The 15,176-nt window shown below is 67.2% G+C and carries 9 protein-coding genes, 2 tRNA genes and 3 rRNA genes; 10 read left to right on the top strand and 4 right to left on the bottom strand.

Annotated features, from left to right (window positions below):
• Positions 1 to 86 precede the first annotated feature (86 nt).
• Positions 87 to 1,631: a zinc-dependent metalloprotease gene (locus ACTRO_RS20645; protein WP_051451130.1), complete on the bottom strand. Its 1,545-nt coding sequence runs from the start codon at positions 1,629 to 1,631 to the stop codon at positions 87 to 89.
• A 119-nt stretch (positions 1,632 to 1,750) separates the two neighbouring features.
• Here ACTRO_RS20645 and ACTRO_RS20640 point away from each other — a divergent pair, with 119 nt between their 5' ends.
• The 4 genes from ACTRO_RS20640 (at position 1,751) to ACTRO_RS20625 (ending at position 4,770) form a co-directional block, all read left to right on the top strand.
• On the top strand, positions 1,751 to 2,914 hold the full coding sequence (locus ACTRO_RS20640; RefSeq protein WP_084316427.1) for an NAD-dependent epimerase/dehydratase family protein: 1,164 nt from the start codon (positions 1,751 to 1,753) through the stop codon (positions 2,912 to 2,914).
• Positions 2,915 to 2,990: 76 nt separating this feature from the next.
• The gene (locus ACTRO_RS20635) at positions 2,991 to 3,416 is read left to right on the top strand and encodes a molybdenum cofactor biosynthesis protein MoaE (protein ID WP_245594438.1); all 426 of its coding nucleotides are present in this window, start codon (positions 2,991 to 2,993) and stop codon (positions 3,414 to 3,416) included.
• 63 nt (positions 3,417 to 3,479) lie between these two features.
• Entirely contained in the window at positions 3,480 to 3,677 is a 198-nt protein-coding gene (locus tag ACTRO_RS20630) for a hypothetical protein (protein WP_034265338.1), read from the top strand.
• Between the two features lie 43 nt (positions 3,678 to 3,720).
• Positions 3,721 to 4,770, top strand: a complete 1,050-nt coding sequence (locus tag ACTRO_RS20625) for a YlbL family protein (RefSeq protein ID WP_034265336.1) — start codon at positions 3,721 to 3,723, stop codon at positions 4,768 to 4,770.
• Between the two features lie 139 nt (positions 4,771 to 4,909).
• Here the strand turns inward: ACTRO_RS20625 and ACTRO_RS20620 are convergent, their stop codons facing one another.
• Positions 4,910 to 5,458: a PPA1309 family protein gene (locus ACTRO_RS20620; protein WP_211244359.1), complete on the bottom strand. Its 549-nt coding sequence runs from the start codon at positions 5,456 to 5,458 to the stop codon at positions 4,910 to 4,912.
• A gap of 74 nt (positions 5,459 to 5,532) precedes the next feature.
• Here ACTRO_RS20620 and ACTRO_RS20615 point away from each other — a divergent pair.
• A tRNA-Met gene (locus tag ACTRO_RS20615) sits at positions 5,533 to 5,606 on the top strand.
• A 177-nt stretch (positions 5,607 to 5,783) separates the two neighbouring features.
• A complete protein-coding gene (locus ACTRO_RS20610) occupies positions 5,784 to 7,019 on the top strand; it encodes an acyltransferase family protein (RefSeq protein WP_051451129.1) in 1,236 nt (411 codons plus the stop codon).
• A gap of 93 nt (positions 7,020 to 7,112) precedes the next feature.
• Here ACTRO_RS20610 and ACTRO_RS20605 read toward each other — a convergent pair.
• Positions 7,113 to 7,186: transfer RNA gene (locus ACTRO_RS20605), tRNA-Met, on the bottom strand.
• A gap of 373 nt (positions 7,187 to 7,559) precedes the next feature.
• Between ACTRO_RS20605 and ACTRO_RS20600 the strand changes: the two genes are divergently transcribed.
• From ACTRO_RS20600 to ACTRO_RS20585, 4 genes are all read left to right on the top strand, one after another.
• A 16S ribosomal RNA gene (locus ACTRO_RS20600) occupies positions 7,560 to 9,086 on the top strand.
• Positions 9,087 to 9,424: 338 nt separating this feature from the next.
• Positions 9,425 to 12,548, top strand: a 23S ribosomal RNA gene (locus ACTRO_RS20595).
• 106 nt (positions 12,549 to 12,654) lie between these two features.
• Positions 12,655 to 12,771, top strand: a 5S ribosomal RNA gene (gene rrf, locus ACTRO_RS20590).
• Together the 16S, 23S and 5S rRNA genes form the textbook arrangement of a ribosomal RNA operon.
• 172 nt (positions 12,772 to 12,943) lie before the next feature.
• Complete coding sequence (locus ACTRO_RS20585) at positions 12,944 to 14,281, top strand: glutamine synthetase family protein (protein ID WP_034265330.1); 1,338 nt, start codon at positions 12,944 to 12,946, stop codon at positions 14,279 to 14,281.
• A gap of 82 nt (positions 14,282 to 14,363) precedes the next feature.
• On the opposite strand, the gene ACTRO_RS43615 is transcribed toward ACTRO_RS20585, so the two are convergent.
• Entirely contained in the window at positions 14,364 to 15,083 is a 720-nt protein-coding gene (locus ACTRO_RS43615) for a TetR/AcrR family transcriptional regulator (RefSeq protein ID WP_084316424.1), read from the bottom strand.
• Positions 15,084 to 15,176 lie beyond the last annotated feature (93 nt).

The raw sequence follows: 15,176 nt of genomic DNA, 5'->3' as shown, positions 1-15,176 counted from the left end.
GGTGGGGGTTGGGATTGCTCGGCGGCTGAAGCGGGCGTGGGCGTGCGGTCCGGAATGGGTCATTCCGGACCGCACACTTCGTAGTCTCAGTGCTCGTCTTCGTTGCCGTCGCCGGTGTCGGGGTCTTCGTCCTCGGGCGGGTTCTCCATCAGCTTGCCGAGCGCCTCGAGATCGCTCTCGCGGCGCTGGACGAAGCCGGCCGGGTCGCTCAGGTCCTCGGCCGTCGGCAGCAGGTCGGGGTGGGCCCACAGGGCGTCGCGGCCTTCGCTGCCGCGGGCCTCGCCGAGCAGCGTCCACAGCCGGGCGGCGTCGCGCAGCCGGCGGGGGCGCAGCTCGAGGCCGACGAGGGCGGCGAAGGTCTGCTCGGCCGGACCGCCGGCGGCGCGGCGGCGGCGGAAGGTCTCGCGCAGCGCGCCGGCGCCGGGCAGCTTGGGGGCGGCCGCGGCGTCGACCACCGCGTCCACCCAGCCCTCGGTCAGCGCGAGCAGCGTCTCCAGCCTGGTCAGCGCGGCGCGCTGGGCCGGGGTGTCCGGGGCGGTGAAGGTCAGGCCGTTCTCGCCGAGGATGTCCTGCAGGTTGGCCATCCCCTCGGGAGACTGCAGCGAGCGCATCGTCTCCTCCATCCGGCCCTCGTCCACCGAGATGCCCCGCGCGTACTCCTCGACCGCGCCGAGCACCCGCGCGCTGAGCCACGGCACGTGCGCGAACAGGCGGTGGTAGGCCGCCTCGCGCAGGGCCAGGTACAGCCGCACGTCCGCGGCCGGCAGCTCCAGGCCGGCGCCGAACGCGGCCACGTTGGCCGGCAGCAGCACCGCCTTGCCCTCGGGGCCGAGCGGCAGGCCGATGTCCGAGGAGCCGAGCACCTCGCCGGCCAGCTCGGCCAGCGCCGTGCCCACCTGGTGGCCGAAGAGGGTCCCGGCCATCTGCTGGAGCATCGCGCCCATCGGGCCGGCCATCTCCGCGGCCGGCCCCGGCAGCATGCCGGTCATCGCCGCGGTCATGCCCTGCGCCACCGGCTCGACCAGCCGCTTCCACACCGGCAGGGTCTGCTCGATCCACTCCGCGCGGCTCCAGGCCAGCGCGCCGGTGGTGCCCGCGGGCAGGTCGCACACCGCGTCCAGCCAGTGCTCGGCCAGGCGCACCGCGTCCGCCAGCGCGCCCAGCTCGCCCGAGGTGGGCGACGGGTCGGGGGTGGCGGCACTGGTGCCGCGGGCGATGTCCTTGGCCAGGGCCCAGTTCACCGGGCCCTCGCCCGAGTTGATCAGGGACTGGATCCGGCCCATGACCATCGCCAGCATCTGCGGGTCGAGGCCGGGGATCTGCGCGCCGAGGCCCTTGGCCAGGTTCGCCAGGTCGGGCGTCTGGCCCTCGCCCTCACCGCCGCCGAGGCCCAGCGCGCCGAGCAGCTGCTGGAGCTGCTCCGGGCCGGGGAACTGCATGCCGGCGAAGGGCGAGGCGGGCTCGTCCTGGTCGCCCGGCGGCTGCTCCCGGGCGCGCTCGCGCTCGGCCTTCTCGGCCGCTTCACGCTCGACGTCGGCGCCGAGGCCCTCGAGCCCCTTGACCACCTCTTCGAACGCTACCGAGGGCGGCTCTTCCTCCGGGTCCGGGAAACTTTCCGGGTGGTCGTTCACGTTCGATACCTCGAGTGGCTTAAGTTCCGTAGCCGGTGCACCGGCGTGCGGAAGGATCAGCGATCATGAGAGGCGGGAATACCTCCCTCTCCTACGTTAGTAACTAACGGAGCGTGCCCTTGAGTTCCCCGGCAGACGACGGACAGCGTACGACCAGGCTGCGCGCCACGGACGGCGACACGCGGCCGGTGCCGGGCTCGCGGACCAGGCCGAAGACGATCGCGGTCACCGGCGCCGCGAACCGGCTCGGCTCGGCCGTGCTGCGGGAGCTGGCCGGGCGGCCCGGCGTGCGCCGGACCATCGGGCTGGTGCCGCGCTCCACCCGGGCCGACCGGGAGCTGTGGCCGGACGGCGTGGTGCAGCGGGCCGCTGACCTGCTCGACCCCTCGCTGGCCGAGCGCCTCGCCGGGGTGGACGTGCTCGTGCACACCGACCTCGACACCAGCCCGGACACCGACCCGGCCGAGCGCACCCGGTTCAACGTGCGCGGCACCGAGACGGTGCTGACCGCCGCGGCCGCGGCCGGCGTGCACCGGGTCATCCTGCGCTCGAGCGCCATGGTCTACGGCGCGCTGCCGGACAACCCGGTGCCGATCCGCGACGACGCCCAGCTGCGGGCCGTGCCGGACGGGTCGCTGGTCGGGGACCTGCTGGAGATCGAGCGCCTCGGCCGCCGCGCCCCGCGGGCGCACCCGGGCCTGAGCGTCGCCGTGCTGCGTCCGGCGATCGTCACCGGCCCGGGCGTGGACACCGTCTTCACCCGGCATTTCGAGGCGCCGCGGCTGCTCGTGGTCAAGGACGCCGAGCCGTGCTGGCAGTTCTGCCACCTCGAGGACCTGGCCGGCGCGCTGGCGCACACCGCCGTGCACGACGAGCTCGAGGGCCCGCTGAACGTGGCCAGTCCCGGCTGGCTGGGCCAGGAGGAGGTCGAGGCCGGCTCCGGACTGCGCCGCATGGAGCTTCCGGCGGGCCTGGCCCTGGGCGCGGCCGAGCGGCTGCACCGGCTGCACCTGACCCCGGCGCCGGCCACCGACCTGCAGTACGTCATGCACCCGTGGGCCGTGGCCACCGACCGGCTCGAGGAGTCCGGCTTCGTGCCGAAGCACTCGAACCTCGAGGCCTTCCAGGCCCTGCTGGAGGAGGTGGCCGGCCACCACGCCGCGCTCGCCCGCCGGCTCGGCAAGAAGGACGCCGCCGCCTCGCTCGGCGCGGCCGGCGCCACCGTCGCGCTCGTCGGCACGGCCGCGCTGGTGCGCCGGGCCAGGAAGAAGCGCCGCACCTGAGTCCGCCCGCTTCCGTGTGCGAAGTCTCAACGCCGTACGTCGGCCATCCGCTGCCGGATACGGGATGATGGACGATGTGAGCAGCATTTACACGCAGATCCGCAACTCGCCGTTGTCCGTGGACGAGCTGCTCGCGATCGTCGCCGACCCGGCCGCCGGGGGCACCGCCGTCTTCCTCGGTACGGTGCGCGACCACACCCCCGAGGCTCCGGGCGCGGTGGTCACCGCGCTCGAGTACGAGGCCCATCCCGAGGCCGCCCGGCGGCTGCGCGAGGTGGCCGAGAAGGTGGCCGCGGACCACGACGTGATCGCCCTGGCCGCCGCCCACCGGGTCGGCCCGCTCCAGGTCGGCGAGGCCGCGGTGGTGGTGGTGGCCTCCGCCGCGCACCGGGCCGCGGCGTTCGAGGCCTGCCGGGCGCTGATCGACACCCTCAAGCGCGAGGTGCCGATCTGGAAGCGCGAGGGCTTCGCCGACGGCACGCACACCTGGGTCGGCATCTGACTGACCTTCGGCGGGCGGCGCCGCGCGCCGCCACGGCAGGGCGCCCGCGCCGGGTTAGCGTCGGTGACCGTGCTATCCATCCTGATCTGGTGGGCCGCGCCGGTGGTGGCGGCGGCCCTGGCCGCGTCCGTGATCGCCCTCGCCCGGCGGGTCCGGGCCGCGCGCGGGGACGTCGAGACGCTCGACCGCTACCAGCGCGCCCGGGAAGCGCTGGCCAGGAGCGCGCAGGGCGGGATCGCCGCCCGGGCCCGGCGGGAGTAGTCCGGACTGCCGGGTTTCAGCCGGGTGCACTAAGGTCGGGCGTATGCCTCGTCGTCGTACCGTGACCCTGGCGGTCTCCGGGACCCTGCTCGCCGGTTTCGTCGCGGGCGCGCTGTTCCAGTCCGTGCCCTACGCCGAACTGAGCCCCGGGCCGACGTACGACGTGCTGGGGTCGCAGAACGGCACCCCGCTGATCACCATCACCGGCAAGCAGACCTATCCGACGAACGGTCAGCTGCGGATGGTCACCGTCGGCGTGTCGGACGAGTCCTTCCGCATGTCGCTGGGCCAGGCCATGGTCGGCTGGCTGAACGACAAAGAGGCGATCGTGCCCAAGGACACGATCTACCCGCCCGGCCAGACCGAGCAGCAGAGCGAGCAGGAGAACACCCAGGAGATGACGGACTCCCAGGACGCGGCGATCACCGCCGCCCTGGCCCAGCTCGGCATCAAGCCGACCGGCAGCGAGGTCATCGTCGCGTCGGTCACCCCCGGCGGCCCGGCCGCGAACAAGCTCCAGCCCGGCGACGTCATCGACGCGGTCGACGGCACTCCCGTGACCACCGGCGGCGACGCCGGCATGACCTCGGTGACCGACACGATCCAGCAGGTCAAGCCGGGCGGCGAGGTCACCTTCGAGGTCACCCGGGACCAGCAGAAGAAGACGGTCACCACCCCGACCGTCGACAACGGCGGCAAGGCGCAGGTCGGGATCAGCATAGAGAGCGAGAACGTCTTCCCGTTCACGGTGGACATCCAGCTCAACAACGTCGGCGGCCCGAGCGCGGGCATGATGTTCGCCCTCGGCGTGATCGACAAGCTCACCCCCGACGGACTGACCGGGGGCAACGTGATCGCCGGCACCGGCACCATCGACGCCAAGGGCAACGTGGGCGCGATCGGCGGCATCCAGATGAAGACCATCGGCGCCCGCGAGGCCGGCGCCACCGTGTTCCTGGCCCCCGCGGCCAACTGCGCCGAGGCGAAGGCGAATCAGCCGTCCGGCCTCGAGCTGGTCAAGGTGAACACGCTCGGCGACGCGATCAACGCGCTCAACGACCTCAAGGAAGGCAAGACGCCGCCGCTCTGCTGATCGAGCAGCGCTGACGGGCCCGTGCTGACGGGCCGTCATCGTGCCGCGGCCGGCCCAGCCGTTCCCGAGTGACGCCGACAGGCCCGGTACCGCCCTCTGCGGGCGGTGCCGGGCCTGTCGGCGTCTCCGGGGTCGAAGCTCAGTCGTGCAGCGTGTCCGCGAGCGCCCGGACCAGGTTCGGCACCAGGTCGGGTCCGGAGAGCACGTCCTCGTCCTTGTCCTTCCCGCGCAGCCGCAGCGCGCAGTCGCGCGAGCCGTCCCGCAGGACGCCCACGGCGATGCGCACTTCCTGCCGCTCGGGGTGCGCGGCCACCCAGGCGTCCGCGTCCGCCTCGCCCTCGGGCAGCTGCTGCTGGGCGCTCGGCGGCAGCATCAGCCGCTCCACCACGAGCGCGGCGCCGTGGACGGTGGACGGCCAGGCGATGCCGGCCAGCATCTCGTCCAGCGGCTTGTCGGTGGGCACGCCCTCCTGCTCGATGGAGGTATAGGTGCGCAGCGGCCCGATCTGTCCTTCGAACTCGAGCGTCTCCGGCGCCAGGGCCGCGGCCAGCCGCGGCTCGGCGGCGATCAGCTCGGCCGTGTCGACCAGGGCGAACAGGCGTGGATGTTGGTCCCAGCCCTCCTTGTCGACGTGCTGTTCCAACTCGATCAGCGCCTGTGTCAGCGCGGGGTGCATCGGACTGCTCATGGGGACCATTGTCCGCCACCCGCGATTCGATTTGCGCCGCCGACGGGCCTCGACGTAAAGTAGAGCCAACGCAACGCGGGGTGGAGCAGCTCGGTAGCTCGCTGGGCTCATAACCCAGAGGTCGCAGGTTCAAATCCTGTCCCCGCTACGGCGAAGGCCCCGGTACGAATTCGTACCGGGGCCTTTCTCACGTCCGGGCGTCGGCGGGTTCTGCCCGGGCCCATGGTGCCCGCGGCGTGATCGCGGATCTTGAGCTCATGATGCGGACCTTGATATGGTGGCCGCGCCGTGCCAGCAATCCACGCCCGGGGAGCAGACGTCCGCGATGGATCTTTACGAGCGAATATTCCGCGGGCGCAGTCTCGCGAGCGACTCGGCGGGAAGGCGCAACTCCATCGGCTTCCTCCGCCTGATGCTCGCGGCGTTCGTGGTCGTCTCGCACTCCCGGGTACTCGGGTTCAACCTGCTCGAACCGGGCGAGGCGGGCAGCCATCTGCAGACCGACCTCGGCAAGCTCGGGGTCTTCGGCTTCTTCGTGATCTCCGGATACCTGATATCCGCCAGCGGCATGCGGATACGCCTCGGCCGCTTCCTGTGGCACCGGTTCCTGCGGATCTTCCCGGGCCTGTGGATGTGCCTGCTGCTGATGGCCTTCGTGATGGCGCCGTTGGTCGCCCTGCACCTGCACGGCAATCTGCACCACTTCTGGCACCAGCCGGACAGCCCGTTCCACTTCCTCGCGGCCGACTGGTGGACCGGCCTGCGCCAGACCGGCGTCTCCGGCCTGCGGGTGAACCCGATCACCGGCATCTTCGACGGCGCCCTGTGGTCGCTCTCCTACGAGATGCTCGGCTACCTGGCCATCGCCGTCCTGTCGGTGACCGCGGTACTCACCCGGGCTCCGAAGTTCCTGATCTTCCTGCTCGCGGCCTGCTGGCTGTACATGCTGCACTACCAGCTGGACGCGCACACCTGGCGTGGCGCGCACCCGGTCGGCATCAACATCAACCTCCCGCTGCTCGGCGTGATGACGACCGGGAACCTGCTGTACCTCGGCTTCATGTTCGTCCTCGGCGTCGTGGCGCAGCTCTATAAGGACCGGATCAGCACGCACGGCGCGGTCGCCGGCGCCGCCCTCGTCGTCCTGCTGGCGTCGATGAAGATCGGCGGGTTCTTCGTCTTCGGCCTGCCCGCCTACGGATACCTGGTGCTGTGGGTGGCGATGCGGCTGCGCGGCCCGTTCCAGAAGGTCGGCCGGAAGCACGACTACTCCTACGGCCTCTATATCTACGCGTGGCCGGTCCAGGACCTGCTGAGCATGGAACATGCCACCCGGTGGGGACTGCTCGCCTACACGCTGCTGGCCCTGGCCGGCGGGCTGGTGATGGCGGTGTTCTCCTGGCATGCGGTCGAGAGCCAGGCGATGCGGCTGAAGGACTGGACGCCCGGCTTCCTGCGCGGCCGCGCCGCGATCCCGGAGCCTCGGTCGGCGGACGTCGCCGTACCGGAGAGCGCGGCGGAGCCGACGGTGCTCCCGGCGATCCCCGCTCAGACCCACTGACCTTCACGGATGCCTGGGCCCTCGCGCCCGGGCTTCCGGGCCGCTGACATGGAACAGGCCCCCTTCCCGAGGGAAGGGGGCCTGTTCATCGCGTAGCGGGGACAGGATTTGAACCTGCGACCTCTGGGTTATGAGCCCAGCGAGCTACCGAGCTGCTCCACCCCGCGATGTGGGGTTGCGCTTGATTAGTATGCACCAGCAGGCCTCTGAGCGCCAATCAGCTCGATTTGACTCCGCTGGGCGACGGGCCTAGTGTTCTCCGAGTCGCCACAAGCCCCCAGCCCGGAAACGGGATGGTGGTGTGTGTCGGTGGGAAAACCGTGCGGTAGAGCGCGGGGCGGATTTGATGGAAATCGGGCCGCTGAAACTCTGCTAAAGTAGAGATCACCGCGAGGGAAACGCAAGAAAACGAAGTACCTAGCGCGTGGCTGTTTCTTGAGAACTCAATAGCGTGTCATATTGAATCGTTGATGCCAATAGTTTTGAATTGGCTATGAATCCCGACCCCCGTCGGGATGTTTAGCCAGGTCATTGAATTCTTTTTTGGAGAGTTTGATCCTGGCTCAGGACGAACGCTGGCGGCGTGCTTAACACATGCAAGTCGAACGATGATCCGGTTTCGGCCGGGGATTAGTGGCGAACGGGTGAGTAACACGTGGGCAACCTGCCCTCCACTCTGGGATAACTCCGGGAAACCGGGGCTAATACCGGATATGACCTGGGGTCGCATGGCCTTGGGTGGAAAGTTTTTCGGTGGAGGATGGGCCCGCGGCCTATCAGCTTGTTGGTGGGGTGATGGCCTACCAAGGCGGTGACGGGTAGCCGGCCTGAGAGGGCGACCGGCCACACTGGGACTGAGACACGGCCCAGACTCCTGCGGGAGGCAGCAGTGGGGAATATTGCGCAATGGGCGGAAGCCTGACGCAGCGACGCCGCGTGAGGGATGACGGCCTTCGGGTTGTAAACCTCTTTCAGCAGGGACCAAGGGTGACTGAGTGTACCTGCAGAAGAAGCACCGGCTAACTACGTGCCAGCAGCCGCGGTAATACGTAGGGTGCGAGCGTTGTCCGGATTTATTGGGCGTAAAGGGCTCGTAGGCGGCCTGTCGCGTCGGGAGTGAAAGCCCACTGCTTAACGGTGGGTCTGCTTCCGGTACGGGCGGGCTAGAGTATGGCAGGGGAGACTGGAATTCCTGGTGTAGCGGTGGAATGCGCAGATATCAGGAGGAACACCGGTGGCGAAGGCGGGTCTCTGGGCCATTACTGACGCTGAGGAGCGAAAGCGTGGGGAGCGAACAGGATTAGATACCCTGGTAGTCCACGCCGTAAACGTTGGGCGCTAGGTGTGGGGACTGTTTCCACGGTCTCCGTGCCGGAGCTAACGCATTAAGCGCCCCGCCTGGGGAGTACGGCCGCAAGGCTAAAACTCAAAGGAATTGACGGGGGCCCGCACAAGCGGCGGAGCATGCGGCTTAATTCGATGCAACGCGAAGAACCTTACCAGGGCTTGACATGCACGGTGCACCTCTAGAGATAGAGGGTCCTTTGGGGTCGTGCACAGGTGGTGCATGGTTGTCGTCAGCTCGTGTCGTGAGATGTTGGGTTAAGTCCCGCAACGAGCGCAACCCTCGTCCTGTATTGCCAGCAGCATCTTCGGATGGCTGGGGACTTGCGGGAGACTGCCGGGGTCAACTCGGAGGAAGGTGGGGACGACGTCAAATCATCATGCCCCTTATGTCCTGGGCTGCACGCATGCTACAATGGCCGGTACAGAGGGCTGCGATACCGTGAGGTGGAGCGAATCCCGTAAAGCCGGTCTCAGTTCGGATCGGGGTCTGCAACTCGACCCCGTGAAGTCGGAGTCGCTAGTAATCGCAGATCAGCAACGCTGCGGTGAATACGTTCCCGGGCCTTGTACACACCGCCCGTCACGTCACGAAAGTCGGTAACACCCGAAGCCCATGGCCCAACCCTTTTAGGGAGGGAGTGGTCGAAGGTGGGACTGGCGATTGGGACGAAGTCGTAACAAGGTAGCCGTACCGGAAGGTGCGGCTGGATCACCTCCTTTCTAAGGAGCTTCTCGCTTCCGCCGGCTGTAGTGGCCGTCGTGGGGGCCAGACCCGCTTCACCGGCGAGTGTCCGGTGGCGGTGCTCATGGGTGGAAACATCGACGGTTCGGTCTCCTTCGGGAGCTCTGTGGCACGCTGTTGGGTCCTGAAGGGGCAGCCTCTGGCTGGTTCTTCGTCCGGGTCCGGATCGGGCGCTATACCGCCTGCACGTTTCGTGCGGGGTCTGGTGGTGGCCTTGGTGGTCTGGGGTTCGGTGGGGTGTTTGTGAACTGGATAGTGGATGCGAGCATCTGAATATCGCCGCCTTTGAGCGGCGAATCAAGTCTGTTCTCTGTGTGTGTAAGTGTTTAAGGGCGCACGGTGGATGCCTTGGTACCAGGAGCCGATGAAGGACGTGTCTGGCCGCGATAGGCCCCGGGGAGCCGCCGAGAGGGCTTTGATCCGGGGGTGTCCGAATGGGGGAACCCGGCACCCGTCATGGGGTGTCACCCTCGCCTGAATGTATAGGGCGAGTGGAGGGAACCCGGGGAAGTGAAACATCTCAGTACCCGGTGGAAGAGAAAACAACATGTGATTCCGTGAGTAGTGGCGAGCGAAAGCGGATCTAGCCTAAACCTTGTGCGTGTGATACCCGGCAGGGGTTGCGTGTGAGGGGTTGTGGGACGTGCCTGGATCGTCTGCCGGCGATCCGACGAGTAAGAAACCTGTGGTGTAGTCGAACGGCATGCGAGTGGCCGACCGTAGTGGGTGAGAGTCCCGTAGACGACATGCTGCAGGCTCGTGGCGCTGTTCCCGAGTAGCGCGGGGCCCGTGAAATCCCGTGTGAATCTGCCAGGACCACCTGGTAAGGCTGAATACTTCCTGGTGACCGATAGTGCACGAGTACCGTGAGGGAAGGGTGAAAAGTACCCCGGGAGGGGAGTGAAAGAGTTCCTGAAACCGTGTGCCTACAATCCGTCGGAGCGTCGTCTCACCGGTAGCGGTGAGGCCGTGACGGCGTGCCTTTTGAAGAATGAGCCTGCGAGTTAGCGGCGCGTGGCGAGGTTAACCCGGGTGGGGTAGCCGTAGCGAAAGCGAGTCCGATAAGGGCGTTTATAGTCGCGCGTTCTAGACCCGAAGCGGAGTGATCTAGCCATGGGCAGGGTGAAGCGCCGGTAAGACGGTGTGGAGGCCCGAACCCACCAGGGTTGAAAACCTGGGGGATGACCTGTGGTTAGGGGTGAAAGGCCAATCAAACTCCGTGATAGCTGGTTCTCCCCGAAATGCATTTAGGTGCAGCGTTGCGTGTGCGTGCCGGAGGTAGGGCGCTGGATGGCCGATGGGCCCGACCAGGTTACTGACGTCAGCCAAACTTCGAATGCCGGTACGTTGAGCGTGGCAGTGAGACTGTGGGGGATAAGCTCCATGGTCGAGAGGGAAACAGCCCAGAACATCGACTAAGGCCCCTAAGCGCGTGCTAAGTGGGAAAGGATGTGGGACCGCGGTGACAACCAGGAGGTTGGCTTAGAAGCAGCCACCCTTGAAAGAGTGCGTAATAGCTCACTGGTCAAGTGGTTCCGCGCCGACAATGTAGCGGGGCTCAAGTACGCCGCCGAAGTCGTGTCAATGCCATGAGCCCGCCCCGGGTCGTTCCGGGGCCAGGTGTGGTGTTGGGTAGGGGAGCGTCGCATGTCCGGTGAAGCGGCCCTGTGAGGGAGTCGTGGAGGGCATGCGAGTGAGAATGCAGGCATGAGTAGCGAATCCACCGTGAGAATCGGTGGCACCGAATGACCAAGGGTTCCTGGGCCAGGCTGTTCCGCCCAGGGTGAGTCGGGACCTAAGGCGAGGCCGACAGGCGTAGTCGATGGACAACGGGTTGATATTCCCGTACCCGCTGTGGACCGCAAGGGCCGAGCCCCGTGATACTAAGCCCGCTGAAGATCGTGGAAGCCTTCGGGCCAAGCGGTGGGAGGCCGGTGACCTGATCGGGTAGTAGGCGAGCGATGGAGTGACGCAGGAAGGTAGTTCATCCCGGGCGGTGGTCGTCCCGGGCCAAGCAGGTAGGCCGGCTGGTAGGCAAATCCGCCAGTCATCAAGGCTGAGATGTGATGGGGAGCCCGTAGGGGCGAAGTGGATGATCCTATGCTGTCGAGAAAAGCTTCTAGCGAGGGACACGGCGGCCCGTACCCCAAACCGACACAGGTGGTCAGGTAGAGAATACCGAGGTGTTCGGGTGAACTGTGGTTAAGGAACTCGGCAAAATACCCCCGTAACTTCGGGAGAAGGGGGACCCGTGCTGGTGACGAGCTTCGCGCTCCGAGCTGGTGTGGGTCGCAGAGACCAGCGGGAAGCGACTGTTTACTAAAAACACAGGTCCGTGCGAAGCCGCAAGGCGATGTATACGGACTGACGCCTGCCCGGTGCTGGAACGTTAAGGGGACCCGTCAGCCTCACGGCGAAGCGGTGAACTGAAGCGCCAGTAAACGGCGGTGGTAACTATAACCATCCTAAGGTAGCGAAATTCCTTGTCGGGTAAGTTCCGACCTGCACGAATGGCGTAACGACTTCCCGACTGTCTCAACCACAGGCCCGGTGAAATTGCACTACGAGTAAAGATGCTCGTTTCGCGCAGCAGGACGGAAAGACCCCAGGACCTTTACTATAGCTTGATATTGGTGTCCGGGGCGGCTTGTGTAGGATAGGTGGGAGACTGTGAAGTCGTGGCGCCAGCCATGGTGGAGTCGTTGTTGAAATACCACTCTGGCCGTCTCGGGTGTCTAACCCGGGTCCGTGATCCGGATCGGGGACAGTGTCTGGTGGGTAGTTTAACTGGGGCGGTTGCCTCCTAAAGAGTAACGGAGGCGCCCAAAGGTTCCCTCAGCCTGGTTGGCAATCAGGTGGCGAGTGTAAGTGCACAAGGGGGCTTGACTGTGAGACTGACGGGTCGAGCAGGAGCGAAAGCTGGGACTAGTGATCCGGCGGTGGCTGGTGGAAGCGCCGTCGCTCAACGGATAAAAGGTACCCTGGGGATAACAGGCTGATCTTGCCCAAGAGTCCATATCGACGGCATGGTTTGGCACCTCGATGTCGGCTCGTCGCATCCTGGGGCTGGAGTAGGTCCCAAGGGTTGGGCTGTTCGCCCATTAAAGCGGTACGCGAGCTGGGTTTAGAACGTCGTGAGACAGTTCGGTCCCTATCCGCTGCGCGCGTTGGAGGATTGAGAAGGGCTGTCCCTAGTACGAGAGGACCGGGATGGACGGACCTCTGGTGTGCCAGTTGTCCCGCCAGGGGCATGGCTGGTTGGCTACGTTCGGAAGGGATAACCGCTGAAAGCATCTAAGCGGGAAGCCTGCTTCGAGATGAGTCCTCCCACCACCTTGAGTGGGTAAGGCCCCCTAGAGACCATGGGGTTGATAGGCCGGACATGGAAGCGCCGTGAGGTGTGGAGTGGACCGGTACTAATAGGCCGAGGGCTTACACACCCCAACATAGACTTTCTTGATCTTCTGCTTGCTCGCATCCACTAGCCGGTTCACAGGTACCCGGCCGCTCCCGCCCGGGAGTAGTTGCTAGGAAACCTGAATGACGTGCGGCGGTCATGGCGGCGGGGAAACGCCCGGTCCCATCCCGAACCCGGAAGCTAAGCCCGCCAGCGCCGATGGTACTGCCAGGGAGACCTGGTGGGAGAGTAGGACGCCGCCGCGCAACCCGTAGAGCTGTAGGCCCCCGGACCCGAAACGGTCCAGGGGCCTACAGCTGTTTCCCGGCCTGCCGGCGCAGGCCGAGCACTGACCCGCGCCTGTTTACGTGGCGGTAACTGTCGGGCGGGATAGTGTGGGTGCGGATTGAAGGAACTCGGTCACCCGGAGAGTGGATCATGGAGCGCCAGCAGGAGTTCGTGCTGAGGACCCTGGAGGAGCGGGACATCCGCTTCGTCCGTCTCTGGTTCACGGACGTACTGGGCTTTCTCAAGTCCGTCGCCGTCGCGCCGGCCGAACTCGAGCAGGCCTTCGCCGAGGGGATCGGGTTCGACGGCTCCGCCATCGAGGGCTTCGCCCGCATCCACGAGTCCGACATGCTGGTCAAGCCGGACCCCTCGACCTTCCAGATCCTGCCCTGGCGGGCCGAATCCCCGGGCACCGGCCGGATGTTCTGCGACATCCTCACCCCGGACGGCACCCCGTCCTACGCCGACCCGCGGTATGTGCTCAAGCGGGCGCTGGCCAAGGCGGCGGAGAAGGGCTTCACCTTCTACACCCACCCCGAGATCGAGTTCTTCCTGTTCAAGGCGGAGACCGCGGGCGGGCTGGCCCCGGTGCCGGTGGACTCCTCGGGCTACTTCGACCTGACCCCGCACGGCGTCGGGCACGACTTCCGGCGGCAGGCGATCACCCACCTGGAGTCGATGGGCATCTCGGTCGAGTTCAGCCACCACGAGGCCGCGCCGGGCCAGCAGGAGATCGACCTGCGCTACGCCGACGCGCTCTCGACCGCGGACAACATCATGACCTTCCGGCTCGTGGTCAAGGAGGTCGCGCTGGAGCAGGGCGTGTACGCCTCATTCATGCCCAAGCCGCTGACCGACCACGCGGGCTCGGGCATGCACACGCACCTGTCCCTGTTCGAGGGCGACCGCAACGCCTTCCACGAGCCGGGCTCCGAATACCAGCTGTCCAAGGTCGGCCGGTCCTTCATCGCCGGCCTGCTGCGGCACGCCGGCGAGATCAGCGCCGTCACCAACCAGTGGGTGAACTCGTACAAGCGCCTCTCCGGCGGCGGAGAGGCCCCGAACTACATCTGCTGGGGTCACAACAACCGGTCCGCGCTGGTGCGCGTGCCGATGTACAAGCCGGGCAAGAGCCAGTCCACCCGGATCGAGGTACGGTCCCTCGACAGCGCCTGCAACCCCTACCTGGCCTACGCCGTGCTGCTGGCCGCGGGGCTCAAGGGTGTCGAGGAGGGCTACGAGCTGCCTCCCGGCGCCGATGACAACGTCTGGAAGCTGACGCGGGCCGAGCGGCGCGCGTTGGGCATCCAGCCGCTTCCGGCTTCCCTCGACGAAGCCGTGGCGCTGATGGAGCGCAGCGAGCTGGTGGCGGAGACGCTCGGCGAGCACGTCTTCGAGTTCTTCCTGCGCAACAAGCGTGCCGAGTGGGCCGAGTACGAGCGGCAGGTCACCGCGTTCGAACTGGGCCGGTACCTGCCGGTGCTCTGAGAAACCGCGGCGCCCGGCGGGGCTGTGCTCCGCGCGGGGGAGGCGCGCGGATGGCGTCCCGTCCGCCCTGCGGGCGGGACGGCTAGAGCCCGACGGCGATCCGGCCGAGTTCGGCGACGTAGTCGGCGAGGTTCTCGCCGTTCATCTCCTGCGGGATGAGCCCCGGCACGGCCTGGCGCAGCAGCTGCAGACCCAGCCAGACGGAGTAGGCGTGCAGAGCGGAGCGCTCGGCCTGCTCCGGGCTCAGGCCGGCCTGCTCGCGCAGCCGCTGCGAGAACGCCATCCGCTTGTGCACGATCCGCTCGACGGCCGGCCCGATCACCGGATGGTCGGCGTTCCACAGCAGGACCATGAAGATCTTCACGTCCTTGGGCGAGGCGTTGAGCGTGGCCACCGTGGCGGTGTGCCGCTCGACCGGGTCGGTGATGGCCTCGAGCCGCTCGAGCTCCTCGTCGATCGCGGTGCGCTCCCAGTGCTCCACCGCCGCCTGAAGCAGGGCATTGCGATCGCGGAAGTGCCAGTAGAAGCTGCCCTTGGTGGCGCCGAGCCGTTCGGCCAGCGGTTCCACCGCCACCGCGCGCAGGCCGTCGCGCGCGAGCGCCTCGACGGCGGTGCCGATCCAGTCGGCTCGTGTCAGGGTCCTGCGTTCGCGGGGGCGGGCCGCGGCCCGGTCGCGCGGCAGTGCCGAGGCGGGCACCGGGGCGCTCTCGCTGTTCAGTCGCGGGAGCAGCCCGGGGGCGGCGGGCGTCCGGGGCGTGCGGACGGTGTAATCGGGGGTGGAAGCCACAGTGATATCGCGCATGGCGTCACCGTAGCGCAGCGGAGGGTAGTCGCGGGGGGAATGACTCTTTCGAGCGAACTATCTCAGAATCCGCGTCATAGCGGGCGATCTTGC

It is taken from the genome of Actinospica robiniae DSM 44927 (assembly GCF_000504285.1).
GTDB classification, from domain to species: Bacteria; Actinomycetota; Actinomycetes; order Streptomycetales; family Catenulisporaceae; genus Actinospica; species Actinospica robiniae.
The sequence above is the reverse complement of the archived record's forward strand: the minus strand, read 5'-3'. Positions and strand labels throughout refer to the sequence as shown.

Coding starts and splice junctions, on each gene's coding strand:
- ACTRO_RS20625 (WP_034265336.1), top strand. CDS start 3,721: ATGCCTCGTCGTCGTACCGTGACCCTGGCGGTCTCCGGGACCCTGCTC.
- ACTRO_RS20620 (WP_211244359.1), bottom strand. CDS start 5,458: ATGAGCAGTCCGATGCACCCCGCGCTGACACAGGCGCTGATCGAGTTG.
- ACTRO_RS20610 (WP_051451129.1), top strand. CDS start 5,784: ATGGATCTTTACGAGCGAATATTCCGCGGGCGCAGTCTCGCGAGCGAC.
- ACTRO_RS20585 (WP_034265330.1), top strand. CDS start 12,944: ATGGAGCGCCAGCAGGAGTTCGTGCTGAGGACCCTGGAGGAGCGGGAC.
- ACTRO_RS43615 (WP_084316424.1), bottom strand. CDS start 15,083: ATGCGCGATATCACTGTGGCTTCCACCCCCGATTACACCGTCCGCACG.